Origin of the sequence: Helicobacter sp. MIT 03-1616, assembly GCF_000765685.2 — a bacterium.
Classification (GTDB): Bacteria; Campylobacterota; Campylobacteria; order Campylobacterales; family Helicobacteraceae; genus Helicobacter_C; species Helicobacter_C typhlonius.
This window is the reverse complement of record NZ_JROY02000002.1, coordinates 86,727-104,064: the sequence shown is the minus strand read 5'-3', so window position 1 is coordinate 104,064 and position 17,338 is coordinate 86,727. Positions and strand designations below refer to the sequence as shown.

The window sequence follows — 17,338 nt, the reverse complement described above, 5'->3', positions numbered from 1 at the left end:
CCCCTTATATGGGGGAGGTATTATTAAAACTTAAGAAAGGAAAGGATTTGCGTAAAGAGCAATAAGAGCCAAAACCAATGTATAAATCACTTGTGCTTCAATCAACGCCAAAGCAATAAACATTGTTCCTAGCAATTTACCGCTAATACCGGGGTTTCTCGCAGTTCCTGAAATTGTCGCAGCAGCAGCGTGTCCCATACCGATAGCACCACCAAGTGCAGCAATACCAAGACCAATCACAGCACCAGCAACTGAATATGATTTAATCATATCAATACCCATACCGCTTACATCTGATCCAAAAGCAAAACCTACCATACCTAAACACAAAAGAGCTAGAAATTTCATCTTTGCACCTCACTTTTTTTCTCAAAGTCTGTTCGGATCTATCCCCTACTAGATACTTTGGAGCGCATATTATGCCGAAGCTTTAATAAAATAAACATTAAACATTAACTTTTAACAAGTCCTAACTCGACCTTATTTTTATTTTGTGAAAGAATCTCGCACTCTAATTCGCTCACATCTTGTAATATATCACTCAATTTTTGCCCTCTATCCTGTGTGATTTTGCTAATATGCACGAGTCCATCACCACCGCGTGGCAACTCTATAAATACCCCAAAATCTGCGATTTTTTTAATTTTCCCAATAAATTGCTCACCCACTTCATAACTCCCCCAATCTATTTTCTCACTATTCCCCACAATTTCCATAATAAATGTCTTTGCCTTCTGCACACTTTCAGCATTATCAGCATTGAGGCTTACCATACCACTATCACGCACTAAATCAATATTTACTCCAAAACGCTCGATAATATCCTTTATCACCCTCCCTCCTGCACCGATAACTTCAACAATCTTATGCGGTGGAATCATAAAACTTTCACTCTTTGGCAATACTGCATCATTTAGCACAATCTGCGCTCGTGCAGATTCCATAATATTAAGAATATGTATGCGTGCATCTTTAGCCTGTAACAACGCCTTTTTGAGAATCTCCTGTGTAATCCCACCAAGCTTAATATCCATTTGCATAGCCGTTATGCCCTTGTATCCACCAGCGACCTTAAAGTCCATATCTCCATCGTGGTCCTCTAACCCGCTAATATCTGTAAGCACAGCATATTTTTCTCCCTCACTCACAAGCCCCATAGCCACACCGGCGATGAGTGAATCTACACCAATTCCACAGGCACACAGAGCCAAGCTCCCCCCACATACACTCGCCATTGAGCTTGAACCATTAGATTCTAAAATCTCCGAAACTAAACGAATGGTTTTTTTACTCTCTTGCACACTCGAATGCAAGGCATTTCTTGCTAGATTCCCGTGCCCTAGCTCTCTGCGCCCAACAGACCCTATGATACCAGCCTCACCCACACTAAAGGGCGGAAAATTATAATGAAATAAAAAATGCTTTTTGAGGCTTACCTTACTGCCTAGCCTCTCATAGCTTTGTGCGTCATTCTCTATACCAATAGTCGCACTCACTAAAGCTTGAGTCTGTCCGCGTGCAAAAAGCACACTCCCGTGCGCAAAAGGCAAAATATTTGTCTCTATGCTGATAGGACGCACATCGCAAAGCCCTCTGCCATCAGCCCTTTTTGCCAAATCCAAAATCATCTCACGCACATACTGCCGCTTGAAACTAAGGACATATTTTTGCGCCTCACTCTGCTCTAATGCGCAATCTTTAGCAACTTGCGCTATAAGTGCGTTAATATGCCTCAAAGATTCGGACTTTGCCATAAAATCTATGGCGTGGCTCATCTGCGCTCTATACTCCCTACAAATGCGCTCCTGCAACTCGCTGTCTAATACTTTTTGTGATATTTCTAAATGAAGCGGTGGCTTTTTATATGGCGCAAACTGCTGATGATAAATCTTTGTCGCTTTTGAAATATAGTTTTTGGCTAACTCTATGGCGGATAAAAATTCTTCCTCACTTAGCTCATTGGCGCAATCATTGGTGCGTAGAGACTTCATCTCAATCATCAAAAGCTCATCTCCGCGCCCAGAAATAAAAATATCACACTCGCTTTGCTTTATCTCCTCTGTATTAGGATTTATCACAAATGCCCCATTTATACGCCCTATTCGCACCCCAGAGACTGCATTTTCACGCAAAGATTCTAAGGGCAAATTTGAAATATATAAGGCTGCTGCTGCGGCATTTAGGGCATTGAGAGCTAAATCACTCTTACCATCATAGCTTAAAACTAAAATTGTAATAGAAGTATTGTATCCATAGCCCTTTGGGAAAAGCGGACGCAATGTGCGATCAATAAGCCTTGAAGTGAGAATCTCAAACTCGCTAGGCTTACCCTCGCGCTTAATGAATCCTGCGGGAAACTTGCCCTTTGCATAGGACTTTTCGATATACTGCACACTTAAAGGCACAAAGTCTTCGCTTAGCTCCTCATCTTCTTGTGTGCAAACACTCGCAAGTAGCACACTGCCGCCATTTTGGTAAAGAATCGCCCCATTTGCTGCCTTTGCCACATATTCAAGGCTGTATCGCTCGTGCAGATTCTCTAAGTTAATCTCAATATGTCTCATTTGCTATCCTTTGTCGTGCTTTTATTCAGTATATCCTCAAATGCCTCATCTGTAAGTGGCACAAGCTTTGGAAAATGATGCGCCATAGAAACATAATATTCAATAGGATAGGGACAGCACACCTCATCGCAAATCTCGCCTAAAGTTTCATAAATATCCTTTGGCATAATGGGTGCTATGGCAGTCAGGCTTTTTACATTCATATTCATACAAGTTTTTATCGCTACACTCATACGAAATCCCGTCTCCACACCCATATCAAAAAGTAAAACATCTTTGTTTTTGAGCGAGACAAGCTCCCTGCCGTGACGCAACTGATAGCGATTTTGCAATATTGCCTCCTCATATTGACGCTTTGCTTCGCCATAAATATAATCTAGGCTTATTTCAAAGGCATTTACTAAATCTTCATTAATGATAATCTCCATAGTTTCACTTACCACCGCAATAGGGCACTCTGGATTGTTTGGTGCGGGAATAATACGCGTAAAAAGAAATTCCATTGGAATCTTAATCTTTTGAGCAAGTTCATATGCGCACTCTATGCCATCTCGCCCAATAACGAGCAATATCGTATTTTGCAGTGGCAAGTCCTTAAGGTTTATCACATCAAAAACCGCCTGAACCACATCTTCATTTTTTTCAAATACAATGTGCTGCAACTTGTATCCTTTATTCTTTGAATCTATAACTCAAACCTGTATTTGCCAAAGGCACGAAACGAAACTCAACCTTCACATACTGATTTGTAATAGGCGTAATGTCGTTATTAGCTGTAAGTGTAGGGCGCATATCTTGAGCAAGTTTGAATCCCACACCAAAACACCGAATATCTTTGGAGATTGTAACATACCAATCCTTTAAATACCCTACGCCAACATCATAGCCCACATTCGCATCAAAGCGAAACAGCCCAAAATTATATCCTACTCTCCCACGAGCAAAGCCTGTATTACCGGTAGAGTATAAGCCTGATGAGAGATACATAGGATCAAGCTTAAAATAATAAGTAAGATTAGAATCCAACCCCCATTTGTTAAACGAGGCATTCACAGAAGCTTCGCTAACGCGTTCAAGTGAGTATGAAAAAAATGTGGAAGCACTTAAATTAAGCCCATCTATGGGTGAGAATCCAAGCTCATTTTGCAATACTTGATTTTTTGTCAAAAAGCTATCTTGCATAAAGAGACGTTGATACATACGCCAATAAAACAATTCCTTGCCATTTTTTCCATAAAAATACTGCGAAAGCCGCAAATCAACCTTATGCTTATTTTTTATCACATCAACTATATCACTAGGATTCCAATATAATGCCAAAAGTGAAGAATCTATGCCCTGTTCTAATAGTGCATTATATGCCTCATATCGCTCATCTGAAACTGCCCTTGAAGTGTATTTATACAATGCACCACTAAAAATCGCCTCTAAATGCACAGAATGAAATAAATGCTTATAAGGACGCGCCAAATCGGAGTTTAACGAAATATTGTAGCTTCCCACCGAATAGTTAATGCGATTTTTTAGTGTCTCATTTCTCGCATCAACCAACCCTTGCGCATTTTGCAATAAAACCGAAGTTGCATACATATCAAAACTTGCACCTAAACTTATATAATTGTTAAAAAGTGGCACAGCCACGCCTATGGGGAGCGAAATAGTATTTTGAAAATACCCATATCCATTATAGCGCGTAACATACTTGCTTTGCAAGTCAAATGTATAGAGGAGATTCTCAAAAAAAAGCGAATCTGTATAATGATGATATTGCATATGTGGCAAAACCTGAAAAGTATCCTGATTGCTGAATTTTGAGAGATCAAGATAATATTTAAAATAGGTGCCGAAGTAATTTTTGTTGCCATTAACAAAATAATTGATACGAGATTCATACAGACGCGTATTAAACGCAGCATTGAGGCTTTTTAGGCGCATATATTCAATATCGTTCATATAGGTGATGTCCGCATAAAATCCATCTTTTGCATCATCGCCACGCGTGAATATATGATCCGTGATGTAACTGAAAGTCCCTCCATAAATATATTGATTCTTGAGATTATTTTCTCGCATATAATCATCGGTGTTTTGAAAATAGCGCATTTGCAGAAGTGCAGTTTTATTATCCCTATCAGCAAAGGCAAATTCAAACTGCCCGCCATAACCACGATTTGTGCGGATTTGTGGGGAGAGCGTTATATCCCAGCGGTTAAAAGGCGCAATAAACAGAGGCTGCATATACATAAAGCCCTGTTTGTTACTAAAAGATGTTTCGGGTGCGAGTAAGCCACTTTTGCGCACATTGCCCGTAGGTGCAACAAAATAAGGCAGGTAAAATACCGGCACCGCACCTACATAAAAGCGCGGATTCCATACGCTCATATATTCTTTCTGTGAATTATAGGTGCCAGAGCTAACATTCAAATGCCACAGCGGGTAGGTAATATCACAGCCCGAAATCACCCCGCGCTTAAAACTATAAACGCCCTCGCGCCCACTACCCTGCTTTGACATTAGCCAAATTCCCATCGTGCTTTGCAAATATAAATGCGAGAGCTTCGCCTGCTTATCCTGCATATTTACACTTGCTTCCTCTACATCAAGATATAGCACATCACCTTGATAAATCTTCACGCCACCTTGCAGGTGCGCCTCTTTACTCTGCTTGTTATATATGATTTTATTCGCCACCATATACACATCATTATAGAGCAAAAACGCATTTCCCTCTGCGATTACCTCATCATTACGTGCTTTTACATCATCTGCGGATAAATCAAAAATATTAGTATTTTGCTGCCCATAGAGCAAGGCACACAATGCACATATGAGAAAAAAATACCTTTTCAATACGCAACTACCAAAGTTTTTGCAAATCTATCGTGCAAAGTCCTCGCACATTTATCGCCCAGACCAAACACATAGGTAACAAAAAGCAAACTTTCGCCCACATATTTACCACAAGCCCTAAGGAGTGTATAAATAAATGTAGGCTTATCGAGCAAATCCACGCTTACCACGCGCATTTTGCATAGAATCTTACCAATGCTACTTCCATAATACCACACAAATAGTGTATCATAGCTAATCTTTAGAATCCACACCTGCCACGCATACGCCATAGCAAAGCTTCTAAACGCTTCATAATCGCTATTAACCTCACTCATTTGTGAGAGTGTATCTAAATGGATAAGCGTAAATATAAAAGAGAGTAACACAACATCAATAAGCCACGCTAAAGAGCGCAATGTCTTATCGGCAAGATGCAGATTCTCCCTCTCTAGCATATCTAAAATTTGCTCTTCGTCCATACCTTTACTCCAAGTCCTTTTGTTGTGCCACTCTTCGCCAAAGAAGTAGATTTAATGTGTGTCTAGTCTGCATTTTTTAATGCCCTGTAAGCAATATCATCTCTAAAGTGCATACCCTCAAAAAATACATTTTTTAGAATCTTGTAGGCATTATCTCGTGCTTGTTTTAAGCTTGAAGCAAGTCCCACAGCCAAAAGCACTCGCCCGCCATTCGCTATGAGTTGCCCTTGTGAATCTACACTCACTCCCGCATACACAATATGCCCTAGATGCTCATCAAAGTTTTGAATCTTAATAGGCACAGAGGCGCTTGAAGTATAAGGATAATCTTTTGATGAAGCCACTACTGCCACTGCATATTGATGTTTTAATTCACAATGGAGTTGTCCTACTCTACCTTCAATACAATGCAAAATGATATCAAGCAAAGGCGTTTGTAACATAGGCATTAGCACTTCGCATTCAGGGTCGCCAAATCGCACATTAAATTCTAGCAAATATGGCTCTAACTCACCATTTTTTTCTACCACCATAATCCCACCAAAAAGCACTCCCTCAAATGGTGTGCCATTCTTACGCATTGAATCAAGTGTGGGAGCAATAATGCGCTGCTTAATTTTATCCATTAGATTCTCATCACATAAGGGGGTGGGCGTATATGCGCCCATACCACCGGTATTTGGTCCTTTATCTCCTGAAAGCAGCCGCTTATGATCTTGACACGCGGGGAGCATTACAAAATCTTTCCCATCACAAAGCGCAAAGACAGAAAGTTCATATCCATCTAAAAATTCCTCGACCACGACACATTTCCCCGCTTCTCCAAAAGCTGTGCCAGAAAGCATATCTTTTACACTTTGCCTTGCTTCCTCATAGCTTTGTGCGATAATCACGCCCTTGCCTCCGCATAAGCCATCAGCCTTTACCACAATGGGTGGCGTTAGCGTATCAATAAAAGCACAAATATAATCAAAATCACTTGATTGAATATATCGTGCAGTTGGAATCTCTGCCTTAGAGACAAAATCTTTCATATAAGCCTTGCTTAGCTCTAAAGCTGCTGCCGCTTTAGAGGGTGCAAAAACACGAACATTATGAGCGCGCAAATCATCGCTTAAACCCTCGCCAAGTGGTGCTTCAGGTCCTACAACAACAAGTGTAATATTATATTTTGTGATAGATTCTAAAATGTCTTGTGTAGTTTTATAAGGGAGATTTTGCCCGAGATTATGTGTAGCACCATTGCCGGGTGCGAAATATAAAGATTCTATTCTGCTATCTTGTTTTAATGCCAAGCCTATGGCATATTCACGTCCTCCATTACCAATAATCAAAATCCGCTCTTGCATAATAGTCCTTAAGTTTTATAAACCCCCAAATGAGCGTTACCCCAATGTGCGTAGCCTAAAAAAGCCACAAACAGAGCTAAGAGAATCTCATTAGGCGGCAAATCCTCACTGCGTTAGCAGCTCAAGCAGAAACACCGACACACAGAAACTACTACGATTAGCCCAATAATCTTTTAATAACAGACTAGCGAATGTAAGGAAATGCGCGTCATTTAGGTTAGCGCGCATTGTAACAAAAATAAACTTAAAAGCCCTTGCCTTTACGCTAAAACAAGTATAAATTTTGACTTGCCTAAATAAAAAGCACTCACATCATCAGCTATAACTTCAAACACCCAGCCATAATAAACTCCTAGAGCATATTCAAATCTCACATTAAACAAAAACTTAATATCTTTACAAGAGATTAAGTTATCATTTTGTAAAAATTTTATAGAATCTACCCTTATTACAACACAAGGAAATTAAATGCAAGAAGTGCCAAATAAGCCTATTTTACAAGAATACAAATCTACGCTCAAAGGTATGCTTAAATTTGAAATCATAAGCTTTTTGGGACGAGTCTTTCTCTCGCATTTGCCCTCACGCACACCCAATTTTCACAAACTCAATACCAAAGGAGAGAAAAATTATCTCAATCTTGGCTGTGGCAATCAATTTAGACAAGTAATGGGGGGGGGGGCATAATATAATTAATGCCGATTTTTTCTCGCACCTTAAGCCTTACAAAACCTATTCTCTACCTATGCCCCAATGGCAGCTTGATTTGCGCTATCCTCTGCAATGTCCTTCTCATACCTTTGATGGCGTATTCTCCGAACACACGCTAGAGCATTTATATATTGACGATGCGATTGCTTTATTGAGGGAGATTTTTCGGATTCTAAAGCCTAATGGCACAATCCGCCTAAGTGTGCCTGATTTAGAACTGAATATACAGCAATACCTTAATGCAAAAAAACAAGATTCTACCCAACGAGCTTTAGCAAGTGAGTATATAAGAAAACTCACACAAGAATACCTCCATTTAAGCGTATGGGATTATGATAGATTAGCTTATACACTTGAAGCGGTTGGTTTTGTGGATATTCAACGCTCCTCTTTTAATAATGGACGCAATACATTATTGCTTTTTGACGCAAAAGAGAGATCTTTTTCAAGCCTTTATATAGAAGCAAGCAAACCTCTATAACACAAAAGGCGTGTTTTGATACACCGAGAAATTAAGCCAATTTGCAAACATCACGCTTGCGCTTGATTTCCACGATAACACAGGCTCGTTACGCTCATTGAAATACCCAAATGGTTTTTCAATCTCTAAGCCCTTTTGCTTATCGCGCTCATATTCTAATAAAAGCGTGTCTTTGGCATATTCGGGGTGAGAGAGGATAAAATAATCTTTTTCATCTTTGAGCACACTCACACCGCTTTGCTCCCCTTGAAGCAAGACCTTTAAACTTGTGTGCTTAATATAAGATTCATCAATGCCTGAATGCCTAGAATGAGGCATATACACAATTTCATCTAAGCCATTAAGGAGCAAATCTTCTTGTATCTTACTATGCGCGAAAATACCAAAAAGCTTTTTGTCTAGGGATATTTTTGGAATCTTATGAAAATAATATAGCCCTGCCATAGCCCCCCAACATAAATACAAGGTGCTTGTGCAATGATTTTTCAAATATGTCATAATCTCCACAAGCTCACTCCAATACACCACCTCATCAAATGCCAAATGCTCAATGGGCGCACCTGTAACAATTGCACCATCAAAGTTGCGTCCTTTAATCTCGCTAAAATTCACATAGAATCTATCAAGGTGGCTTTTAGGCGTATTTGTCCCAATATAACTCGCTGTTGAAAGCAATGTAATATTAACTTGCAAAGGAGAATTTGCAAGGAGAGAGAGAAGCTGATTTTCTGTCTCAATTTTTGTAGGCATAAGGTTAATAATTAGCACCTCTAGCGCCCTAATATCTTGATGTATTGCGCGTTTTGCCCCCATAATAAAAGCATTTTGTTGCAAAAATGTATAAGCAGGTATATCCTCTGGTATCACAACAGGCATAGCAATCCTTTTATCTCCCAATTTATATGAACTATCTTAAGATTCAATAGCCTTTTTCAAATCCGCAATAAGATCTTGTGCGCATTCCAAGCCTATGCTTAAACGAACTGTGCAAGGCGTAATACCTGCAGATTCTAATTCCGTTTCACTAAGCTGTGAATGCGTAGTAGAGGCAGGGTGAATGATAAGCGACTTACTATCGCCAATATTAACCACCATTGCAAAAATCTCTGTGCTATTGCAAATTTTTTGTGCCTCTTCAAAGCTTTGTGCTTCAAAGCTAATAAGCCCCGAGCTTTGCGAGTTTGCATAATATTTATCAAGCAGAGATTTGTAAGGATTGCTTGATAGAGATGGGTAAGATACACTGCTTATTTTAGGGTGAGATTCCAAAAATTGTGCGACTTGCAATGCGCTTTGACTATGCTTTTTAATGCGTAGCTCCAAAGTCTCTAATCCTTGCAATAAAAGCCAAGCTGATTGTGGAGAAAGTGTCGCACCGATATTTCTTAGCCATTCTGTAATAAGGCGAATACTGAAAATAGGTAGAGGCAAACTCGCATAAACAAGCCCGTGATAGCTAGGGTCTGGCGTATTAAAGGCAGGATAACGTGGATTATCCTTAATAAGCGCATTTAATCCTGCTCGCTCTATAATCGCCCCACCTAGAGCATTGCCTTGCCCATTAACATACTTACTCAAGCTATACACACTAATATCAACCCCATAATCAAAAGGCTTATGCAAAAATGCAGTAGCCACGGTGTTATCGCAAATGCTAATGATTTTGTGCTTTTTAGCAATGGCTGTGATAGATTCTGTATCGGCGATAGAAATTTGCGGATTAGAAATACTCTCAAAGAAAATTGCCTTTGTTTTAGAATCTATAACCTTTTCAAGTGTGCCATTAATATCATCAATATCAAACACGCGCGCTTCTATGCCAAATCGTTTTAAAGTATGCACAAAAAGCGTTTGTGTGCCACCATAAATTTTATTTGAATACACGATGTTATCGCCATTCTCCGCACAATTTGCAATCGCATAAAAAATCGCCGCACTTCCACTTGAAGTAGGCACACCAAACACACCTCCTTCAACAGCTGCAAGTCGCGCACCAAGCACATCTGTCGTAGGATTTGTAAGGCGCGTATAAATATTGCCAAGCTCTTTTAAGCCAAATCGTGCTGCGGCTTGAGCTAAGCTTTCAAAACTATAAGCAGTATTTTGATAGATAGGCACACTCATAGTGCGTTGGGTATCATAAGTATAACCCGCGTGAAGTGCGAGTGTGTCTTGTGAAAAATTATTGTGTTTGAGATTTGCCATTTACAATCCTTTGCGATAAAATTTGACTGCATATTATCACATAAAATTAAGATTACAATATGTATTCTATAAAAATACGCAAAAATTATACAAATGTTACTTTTTTACAAATATTTTAAATTACATATTGTATTTTCATTTTTTGCAGATTCTTATGCTATGTGGATTTGGACTTACAAAGCAGATAGAAAGTGAATCCACAAAATATATATTACTTCTTGCAGGACATTTATCAAACATAGTCTTGGCACAAATGCCACGCCTCGCTTACAAATCACATAAAATGCAAAAAATATTTTAAAATGCTATTAAGGTATTATCCATTAGAATCCGCTGTTTTAAGCCTTTGCGTTATTATAGTTTCTATGATTTTGGCATTATTTAGCGTTTGATTTTAGGAGTGAAGATTGTGAGAGCAATTACATTTTTTTGGATAGTTTTTGGTGTAAGTGCGTATGCGATGTATTATGTCTATGCCGCATATCTAATGGATATTCTCATCGCACTCCTCATCTCTATCGCTACATTTGGTTTATACAATACCCTATCAAAGCATATCAAATACCCCATTGTGAGTGCATTTATCAGCGTATGTATCTTGGTGCTTTTGCTCGTTGTGCCTCTCTTTTTCCTACTCAAAAGCCTCATTGCCTCCGCCACAGAGCTCACACTCAATCCCGCTGCATTTAGTGCCTTTATCGAGGGAAGCAAAGAGCAAATTCTCTCGCTTTTTAACTCTTTCCCTGAAATCAAGGTCAAAGTAGAATCCGCATTGATGAATATTTCTGCCTCATCAATCCTTGGCTATGTATTTAATTTCAGCTCACAGCTTGGTAAATCAAGCTTGGGCTTTATGATAGACACAGGCTTTATCATCGTGTTTTTGTTTTTCTATTTTCTTTATGGCAATCAAGCCTATGCTTACATCACCGAGCTCATACCCTTTGAAAACACCCAAATCACGCTCGTGCTAAATGAAGTAACAAATACCATTAAAGTTGTTTTTTATACCTCACTCCTCAATATCGCCTTACAGGGTTTTGCCTTTGGCGTGATGATTATATTTTTTGGCTATGATGGCGTCTTTTTTGGTATGCTTTATGGACTTGCCTCGATTGTGCCTATTGTCGGCGGCTCTTTGGTGTGGTTACCCCTTGCAGGATATGAATTTTACTTAGGACACACGCAAAATGCCATTATTATCGCCATTTACGCGCTCGTAGTGTGTGCGGTGCTGATTGACAATATCATCAAGCCTATCCTTATTGGCATTATCAACAAGAAGATTCTAAAAACCTCCGTGCAGATTAATGAGCTTCTCATTTTCTTTGCAATTTTGGCAGGACTCACAAGTTTAGGATTCTGGGGCATTATCATCGCTCCCGCTTTGACTGCGCTTTTCATCTCACTCCTTAGAATCTACCGCAAACAAACTTCAAAAGAATCACTTACACCCTAGCTTAATGGGTGGATTTGTGCTGCACCAAGTTAAAGAATCTTAAAGGGGGTAGAATATGAAAAAGCTCATTTTATTGCTCTGTGTATTAGGTAATGTGTGCGTAGCAAAGGACTTTGCGCACAATCGCACTTTTTCCTTTGGGGTATATGCGAGGACAGGTGCGCCAATGGGTGCTGGGCTTGAGTTTTCATTCCCGCTTATAAAGGGCGAGATTGTAGAATGGCGTAATTTTATCAGCATTGAGGGCTTTGGACTAAAACTCATAGATTCTAAATACGACAGCGCCGCCTTGCTCTTTAATGAAAAAATGGTTTTGAGCTATCTTGCTGGTAGTAACGTGGTATCAGCTATGGGCGTAACCTACTTTCGCCCATATCTATTTATAAGTGGAGGATACGCGCTCACGGGCGGTAAATACAGCAACTTTGGAGAAGCCCCATACTACATAGAAGTGAACGGCGGCATAGGACACGAATTCATCTCTCAAAATGGACACACATTTTTCTTTGAATTTGGGGGCGGAAGTATGTTTTACAGCCAAGCCTTACTCAATCAAAGGCAAACAAAACAAGCAATTACAAAGGTTTTATTGGGATATAGAAAGTATTTTTAGAGGCTTTTTGCTAACCTAGATTCAAAAATGCAGCTTAGATTGAGAATCTTTAGGCGAATAACATCTCTATTTATCATCAAACATCACACAAAGTGCAAAACTCCTAAAGTATTGTAGAGGTGATTACAAGAGGAGAATTTGCCAATGCTATTCTTACTCACGCATTGCAGAGACTTGCTCTCGTGTTTCAAAGCTTAATACTATCAAATCTCGCGTTTTGGATTATGTTGCTATACTTTCTATTAGCTATCGTCCCTAAAACGCAACTTAAAGATTTTCTTATCAAACACGGCAATATGAAAGAGCGAATCAAAGATTTTAATATCAAGCAAATAGCCCTCCACCTTTACTTCACACTTCTTTGTATCGCTTTGAATTGCCTCTGCCTTAAATGTTACCTCGTGCCCTAGCTCAATAGGGGCGAGAAACTTCACATCAGCGGCAATAAGCACGCTATATTTTTTATTAATCGCAGCCATTGCGGCAAAACTTGCGGCGTTAAACACAAATCCTGCGTGAATCATCTTGCTTTCGTCCATTATCATACGCTCTGTGGGACTAAAGCGCACCACCGCCTTATTGCTATATAGCTCAAGTAGTTCTCCCACGACACTAGGAGACATCTCGGTGCAGATGAGCAAATCATCATTTTCAAGTGGGATATTTACATCTTCTTCATTAAAGTCATCTTCTATCATTTGTATCCTTTAGTGTTTTTTGAGTTTAAAATACCCACGCAACGGAGGCGCATAGCCCTCTATGGTAAGATTTGTGCTGGGATTGAGAAAATCACCCAAACTTTTAGAATCTATCCACATCGTTTGTCGCTGCTCCTGCGTAGTTGTGGGCTTAAAGCCTAAAATCTCAAAATCACTAAACTTCGCCCTTTCACACCAACCTTGAAGCGCTCTTAAACTCGGGATAAAATATACATTTGACATTTTAGCATAGCTTTGGGCTGGAGAGAGGCATACTTCATCTTCACTCTCATAAATAAGTGTATCTAAAATCAACTCTCCGCCACTTGCCAAAGACTGATACAGATTCTTTAATGTGCCTATGGGGTCAAGGCGATGATACAGCACACCCAGACAAAAAATCACATCAAAAGGACTTTTATATGCTTGTGTATAGCTATACAAATCCTCCACGCCAAGCAGTTCAAAGCACAGCGGTGCTTTCACAAAGTGATTGATAAAATCAAATTGTGCCTTAAAAATACCGCTAGGGTCAAAGCCTATAATGCTTTGGGGTTTAGATTCTAAACACAGCATTTCAAACATATAATAGCCATTGTTACAACCCACATCAGCCACGCGTTTGCCACCTAGATGACAATGCGGCTTTAGAATCTGCCACTTGATAACGCTCTGCCATTCACTATCAATATGTGTGTCAAATAAAAAAAAAGGTCCTTTGCGCCAAGGCTTAAGCTGCAAAGCCAAATCATAAATGCGCTGCTTATGTGGCGCGTAAAGATTCCAATCAAGCGCAGTAATATGCAAACCATTATCACTATGAAAAGTCGCGGGGATTGTAGGCAAATGCGTGATTTGCTCCAAAAGCGGTGCAATATTTTTTGCTTTGGTGATATGCGAAGCTTTTTTTGCCTGATAGTCAAAAAAATCGCTCACGCCTGTTCCTCACTCAACAAGGTAGAAAACAAATCCGGCTCTAACACATATCTTCGATTAGTATTGAGCGCACATACAAGGCTTTCATCGTCTATACCAAGAATGAGTGCGAAGTTAAAATTCTCTCTATGCAAATGCCCACACAACTCTTCGTGCGAGGAGTAAGGAAAAGTCTGTGCAATTTGATTGAAAAGCTCCACATACACAGGAGGCACAAGGAATAGAATCTTCCCCCAAGTCGCGTTATTAGCAATATATGCCATATATCGCTTAAATTGCTCAATATCTTCCTCCGCAATAGCGACCTTTGAAGCTTGTCCATATTCGATGATTTTGCCAAATGCGTTTAAAAAATTTGGCTTAAAAAATGGAATCTGCTTAAATTGCTCGAGTGCATAGTCTATGCCCTCCTGCTCACACAACTGCAAAACACTATTTAGCTCACTAAAAAATAGTTTTGGCAAATTAATGCGATAATGCGCCTCTTTATACAAAATTGTGCTATCAAAAAGTGTATGTGAAAGCACCAAAAATGGATATTCTTTTGACTTGTTTGTATGGATAATATTGAATCCAAGCTGTAAAATTTGTTCGCTATTGGTAAAAATAAAGGCAATATTCTCATCATTTAGAAGTTCGATAAGTGCGCACAAATCGCCATTAAAAAAGCTAACGCGCGTATCATTGATGATATTTGTAGCAATGCCCTCCTCAATAAGCGATGACAGAGCGACAAAAGCTATATTTCTTGCTAAAAGTTTGTAGCGGATAAGGCGCATTAGACAATCTTGCATATCTTCTACAAGAATATGTGCTATCTCCTCATCACTCATATCTATTTTATGTGTATAAATCACCCCATACGCACCCGCCTGTATGGCTTGTGTGATATGAGAATCTTCAAGCGCGATAAACAAATCACCCTTTTCTATCTGCTCTACATCACAGATTATACGTGAAAACATCGCAATAGAAGGCGTATTGAGAAGTGTGCCTCCAACGATTTCTACAACTTCATTAACCCTCACTTGACACCTTTGCTAAAAGTTCTAGCTTATCCTACTCCCATTCGCTCGTGCCTTGTCTAAACCTAGAAGCGATAAGCCATTTTCATCTTCACTAGCAAGTATCATTCCCTCACTTATTTCGCCCATAAGCTTGGCTGGTTTGAGATTGACTATCACGCATACTTGCTTATTAAGCAGAGATTCTGGGCTGTAATGCTGTGATATGCCCGATAGAATCTGCCGTGGCTTCTCCTCGCCCACATCTACGAGTAACTTAAGGAGTTTATGACTTTTTTCCATTGCGGAGCATTCTAAAATCGTGCCTATACGTATATCAAGCTTCTTAAAATCTTTGATGTCAATATAGGATTCTAAATCCTTAGAATCTTCTTTAGCTGTTTTTATTGATTTTGCACTAGATTGTGTATTTTTACAATCACTCGCCTTTGCCTCCTCTTGTATGCGTGGGAAAAGTGGAGGGATTTTCTCCAAAGTAAGCGGTTGCAAAAGCTCTTTTTTAGTGATAAATCTTTCAAAGCTTTGCTCATTAATACTAAATCTTAGCACGTGAGCGATTTTAGCGGCACTTTGAGGCATAATAGGATAGAGCAAAATCGCACTTTTAGCGAGGATATTTGCAATTAAGCCAAGTAATGCCATAGCGGGTTCTTGCTGATTATTTTTGATGAGTTTCCACGGCTCGTATTTACTGATGGCATTATTGCCAAGTGCGTAGATTTTCCACAGCTCCTCAATGTAGCGATGAGGCTGCATTTGCATCATTTTTTCGCAAACTTTATCAATGTGTGAATGAAGCTCGTTAATCTCATCGGCAAAATGTGTCGCCACATCTTTAGAATCTATAATAAGACTAAAATACTTCTCACCCATTCCAAGTAGGCGATTAAGGAGATTACCCACATCATTGCTAAGCTCGGCATTTATGCGCTCAATAAGCACTCGCTCGCTAAAGTCGCCATCTTGCCCAAAGGGCATTTCACGCAGTAAAAAATAGCGCAAAGATTCAGTGCCATAAGTGGCAGCCATTTCTTTGGGATTGATTACATTGCCGATACTCTTACTCATCTTCGCACCATCTCTCGTCCACCACCCGTGCGTATAGATATGCTTAGGTAGGGGCAAATCAAGGCTCATTAAAAAGGCAAGCCAATACACCGCGTGAAAACGCAAAATATCCTTTCCCACAAAATGCACGGCATTATCCCAATAAGGCATTTTTGCTTCATTAGAGAGATAGCCTAAGGGGCTTAGGTAGCTTAGAAGTGCATCAAGCCACACATACATCACGTGGGCTTTATCATCTTTGCGCGCAGGATTTGACAAGAGCGGCACACCCCATTCAAAGCTTGTGCGCGTGATTGAGAGGTCATTTAACCCATTGCTTATAAAATTGATAATCTCATTTTGATAGAAGCTAGGAGTTATCATTGTAGGATTCTTAGCAAAATGGGCTAAAAGCCTCTCCTGATATTTGCTAAGTGCAAAAAAGTAACTCTCCTCCTGCACGATTTGTGTTGGTTTGCCACAATCTGGGCAAGAGTTGTTTGCTCCAAGCTGTGTTTGTGTGAAAAAGCTCTCACACGAAATGCAGTAATGCCCCTCGTAACTACCCTTGTAAATATCTCCCTTTACATACATTATCTCAAAAGCTTTTTGCACACTTAAGCAGTGTGCCTTATCCGTGGTGCGCACAAAAATATCATAGTCTATATTAAATTCATTCCATAATTCTTTGAATCTTATGCTAATTTTGTCTGCGTAGTCTTGTGGGCTAAGTTGGTGCTTTTGCGCGGATTGCTCGATTTTTTGCCCGTGTTCGTCCGTGCCAGTAGTAAAAACCACATCTTGCCCTTGAAGTTGATAAAATTTCTTAAGCATATCGCATAAAAAAGTTGTGTAAGAATGCCCGATATGTGGTATATCATTGACATAATAAATAGGTGAAGTGATATAAGTCTTTGTTTGCATAAAACTCCTTTTTTG

General features: G+C 39.6%; 16 protein-coding genes. 4 read left to right on the top strand and 12 right to left on the bottom strand.

Features of this window, described 5'->3' with window-relative positions; translation table 11 throughout:
• Window positions 1-30 precede the first annotated feature (30 nt).
• The 6 genes from LS67_RS01805 to purD all read right to left on the bottom strand — a co-directional run bounded on the left by LS67_RS01805 (window position 31) and on the right by purD (window position 7,224).
• Window positions 31-348, bottom strand: coding sequence for a F0F1 ATP synthase subunit C (locus LS67_RS01805; protein ID WP_034327294.1), 318 nt, complete (start codon window positions 346-348; stop codon window positions 31-33).
• 104 nt (window positions 349-452) lie between these two features.
• On the bottom strand, window positions 453-2,564 hold the full coding sequence (locus LS67_RS01800; RefSeq protein ID WP_034327295.1) for a polyribonucleotide nucleotidyltransferase: 2,112 nt from the start codon (window positions 2,562-2,564) through the stop codon (window positions 453-455).
• Window positions 2,561-3,226 (bottom strand): phosphoribosyltransferase family protein, encoded by a 666-nt coding sequence (locus LS67_RS01795; RefSeq protein ID WP_034327296.1) that lies wholly within the window; start codon window positions 3,224-3,226, stop codon window positions 2,561-2,563. The genes LS67_RS01800 and LS67_RS01795 overlap by 4 nt, the downstream gene beginning before the upstream one ends.
• A 10-nt stretch (window positions 3,227-3,236) precedes the next feature.
• Window positions 3,237-5,414 (bottom strand): LPS-assembly protein LptD, encoded by a 2,178-nt coding sequence (locus tag LS67_RS01790; RefSeq protein ID WP_236096322.1) that lies wholly within the window; start codon window positions 5,412-5,414, stop codon window positions 3,237-3,239.
• Window positions 5,411-5,875 carry an RDD family protein gene (locus LS67_RS01785; RefSeq protein WP_034327297.1) on the bottom strand — a complete coding sequence of 155 codons (465 nt, stop codon included), beginning with the start codon at window positions 5,873-5,875 and terminating at the stop codon, window positions 5,411-5,413. The genes LS67_RS01790 and LS67_RS01785 overlap by 4 nt, the downstream gene beginning before the upstream one ends.
• Window positions 5,876-5,937: 62 nt before the next feature.
• The gene (gene purD / locus LS67_RS01780; RefSeq protein WP_034327298.1) at window positions 5,938-7,224 is read right to left on the bottom strand and encodes a phosphoribosylamine--glycine ligase; all 1,287 of its coding nucleotides are present in this window, start codon (window positions 7,222-7,224) and stop codon (window positions 5,938-5,940) included.
• A gap of 468 nt (window positions 7,225-7,692) precedes the next feature.
• Between purD and LS67_RS01775 the strand changes: the two genes are divergently transcribed.
• Together LS67_RS01775 and LS67_RS01770 are read left to right on the top strand one after the other, a co-directional pair.
• Window positions 7,693-7,911, top strand: a complete 219-nt coding sequence (locus tag LS67_RS01775) for a hypothetical protein (RefSeq protein ID WP_034327299.1) — start codon at window positions 7,693-7,695, stop codon at window positions 7,909-7,911.
• 58 nt (window positions 7,912-7,969) lie between these two features.
• Window positions 7,970-8,416, top strand: a complete 447-nt coding sequence (locus tag LS67_RS01770) for a class I SAM-dependent methyltransferase (RefSeq protein ID WP_034327300.1) — start codon at window positions 7,970-7,972, stop codon at window positions 8,414-8,416.
• Here LS67_RS01770 and LS67_RS01765 read toward each other — a convergent pair.
• Window positions 8,411-9,292: a homoserine O-succinyltransferase gene (locus LS67_RS01765; protein ID WP_034327301.1), complete on the bottom strand. Its 882-nt coding sequence runs from the start codon at window positions 9,290-9,292 to the stop codon at window positions 8,411-8,413. The genes LS67_RS01770 and LS67_RS01765 overlap by 6 nt on opposite strands.
• A gap of 36 nt (window positions 9,293-9,328) precedes the next feature.
• Window positions 9,329-10,621 carry an O-acetylhomoserine aminocarboxypropyltransferase/cysteine synthase family protein gene (locus LS67_RS01760; protein WP_034327302.1) on the bottom strand — a complete coding sequence of 431 codons (1,293 nt, stop codon included), beginning with the start codon at window positions 10,619-10,621 and terminating at the stop codon, window positions 9,329-9,331.
• Between the two features lie 409 nt (window positions 10,622-11,030).
• On the opposite strand from LS67_RS01760, the gene LS67_RS01755 reads away from it, so the two are divergent.
• Together LS67_RS01755 and LS67_RS01750 are read left to right on the top strand one after the other, a co-directional pair.
• Window positions 11,031-12,080, top strand: coding sequence for an AI-2E family transporter (locus LS67_RS01755; protein WP_034327303.1), 1,050 nt, complete (start codon window positions 11,031-11,033; stop codon window positions 12,078-12,080).
• A 55-nt stretch (window positions 12,081-12,135) separates the two neighbouring features.
• Window positions 12,136-12,693, top strand: coding sequence for a hypothetical protein (locus LS67_RS01750; protein ID WP_034327304.1), 558 nt, complete (start codon window positions 12,136-12,138; stop codon window positions 12,691-12,693).
• 242 nt (window positions 12,694-12,935) lie between these two features.
• Here the strand turns inward: LS67_RS01750 and LS67_RS01745 are convergent, their stop codons facing one another.
• The 4 genes from LS67_RS01745 to metG are packed head-to-tail and all read right to left on the bottom strand — an operon-like array spanning window position 12,936 to window position 17,323.
• A complete protein-coding gene (locus LS67_RS01745; protein ID WP_034327305.1) occupies window positions 12,936-13,391 on the bottom strand; it encodes a hotdog domain-containing protein in 456 nt (151 codons plus the stop codon).
• 9 nt (window positions 13,392-13,400) lie between these two features.
• Window positions 13,401-14,327, bottom strand: a complete 927-nt coding sequence (gene cmoB, locus LS67_RS01740) for a tRNA 5-methoxyuridine(34)/uridine 5-oxyacetic acid(34) synthase CmoB (protein WP_034342161.1) — start codon at window positions 14,325-14,327, stop codon at window positions 13,401-13,403.
• Window positions 14,324-15,355, bottom strand: coding sequence for a hypothetical protein (locus LS67_RS01735; protein WP_034326792.1), 1,032 nt, complete (start codon window positions 15,353-15,355; stop codon window positions 14,324-14,326). Before LS67_RS01735 ends, cmoB begins: the two co-directional genes overlap by 4 nt.
• A 21-nt stretch (window positions 15,356-15,376) precedes the next feature.
• On the bottom strand, window positions 15,377-17,323 hold the full coding sequence (gene metG / locus LS67_RS01730) for a methionine--tRNA ligase (RefSeq protein ID WP_034326794.1): 1,947 nt from the start codon (window positions 17,321-17,323) through the stop codon (window positions 15,377-15,379).
• Window positions 17,324-17,338: the final 15 nt, after the last annotated feature.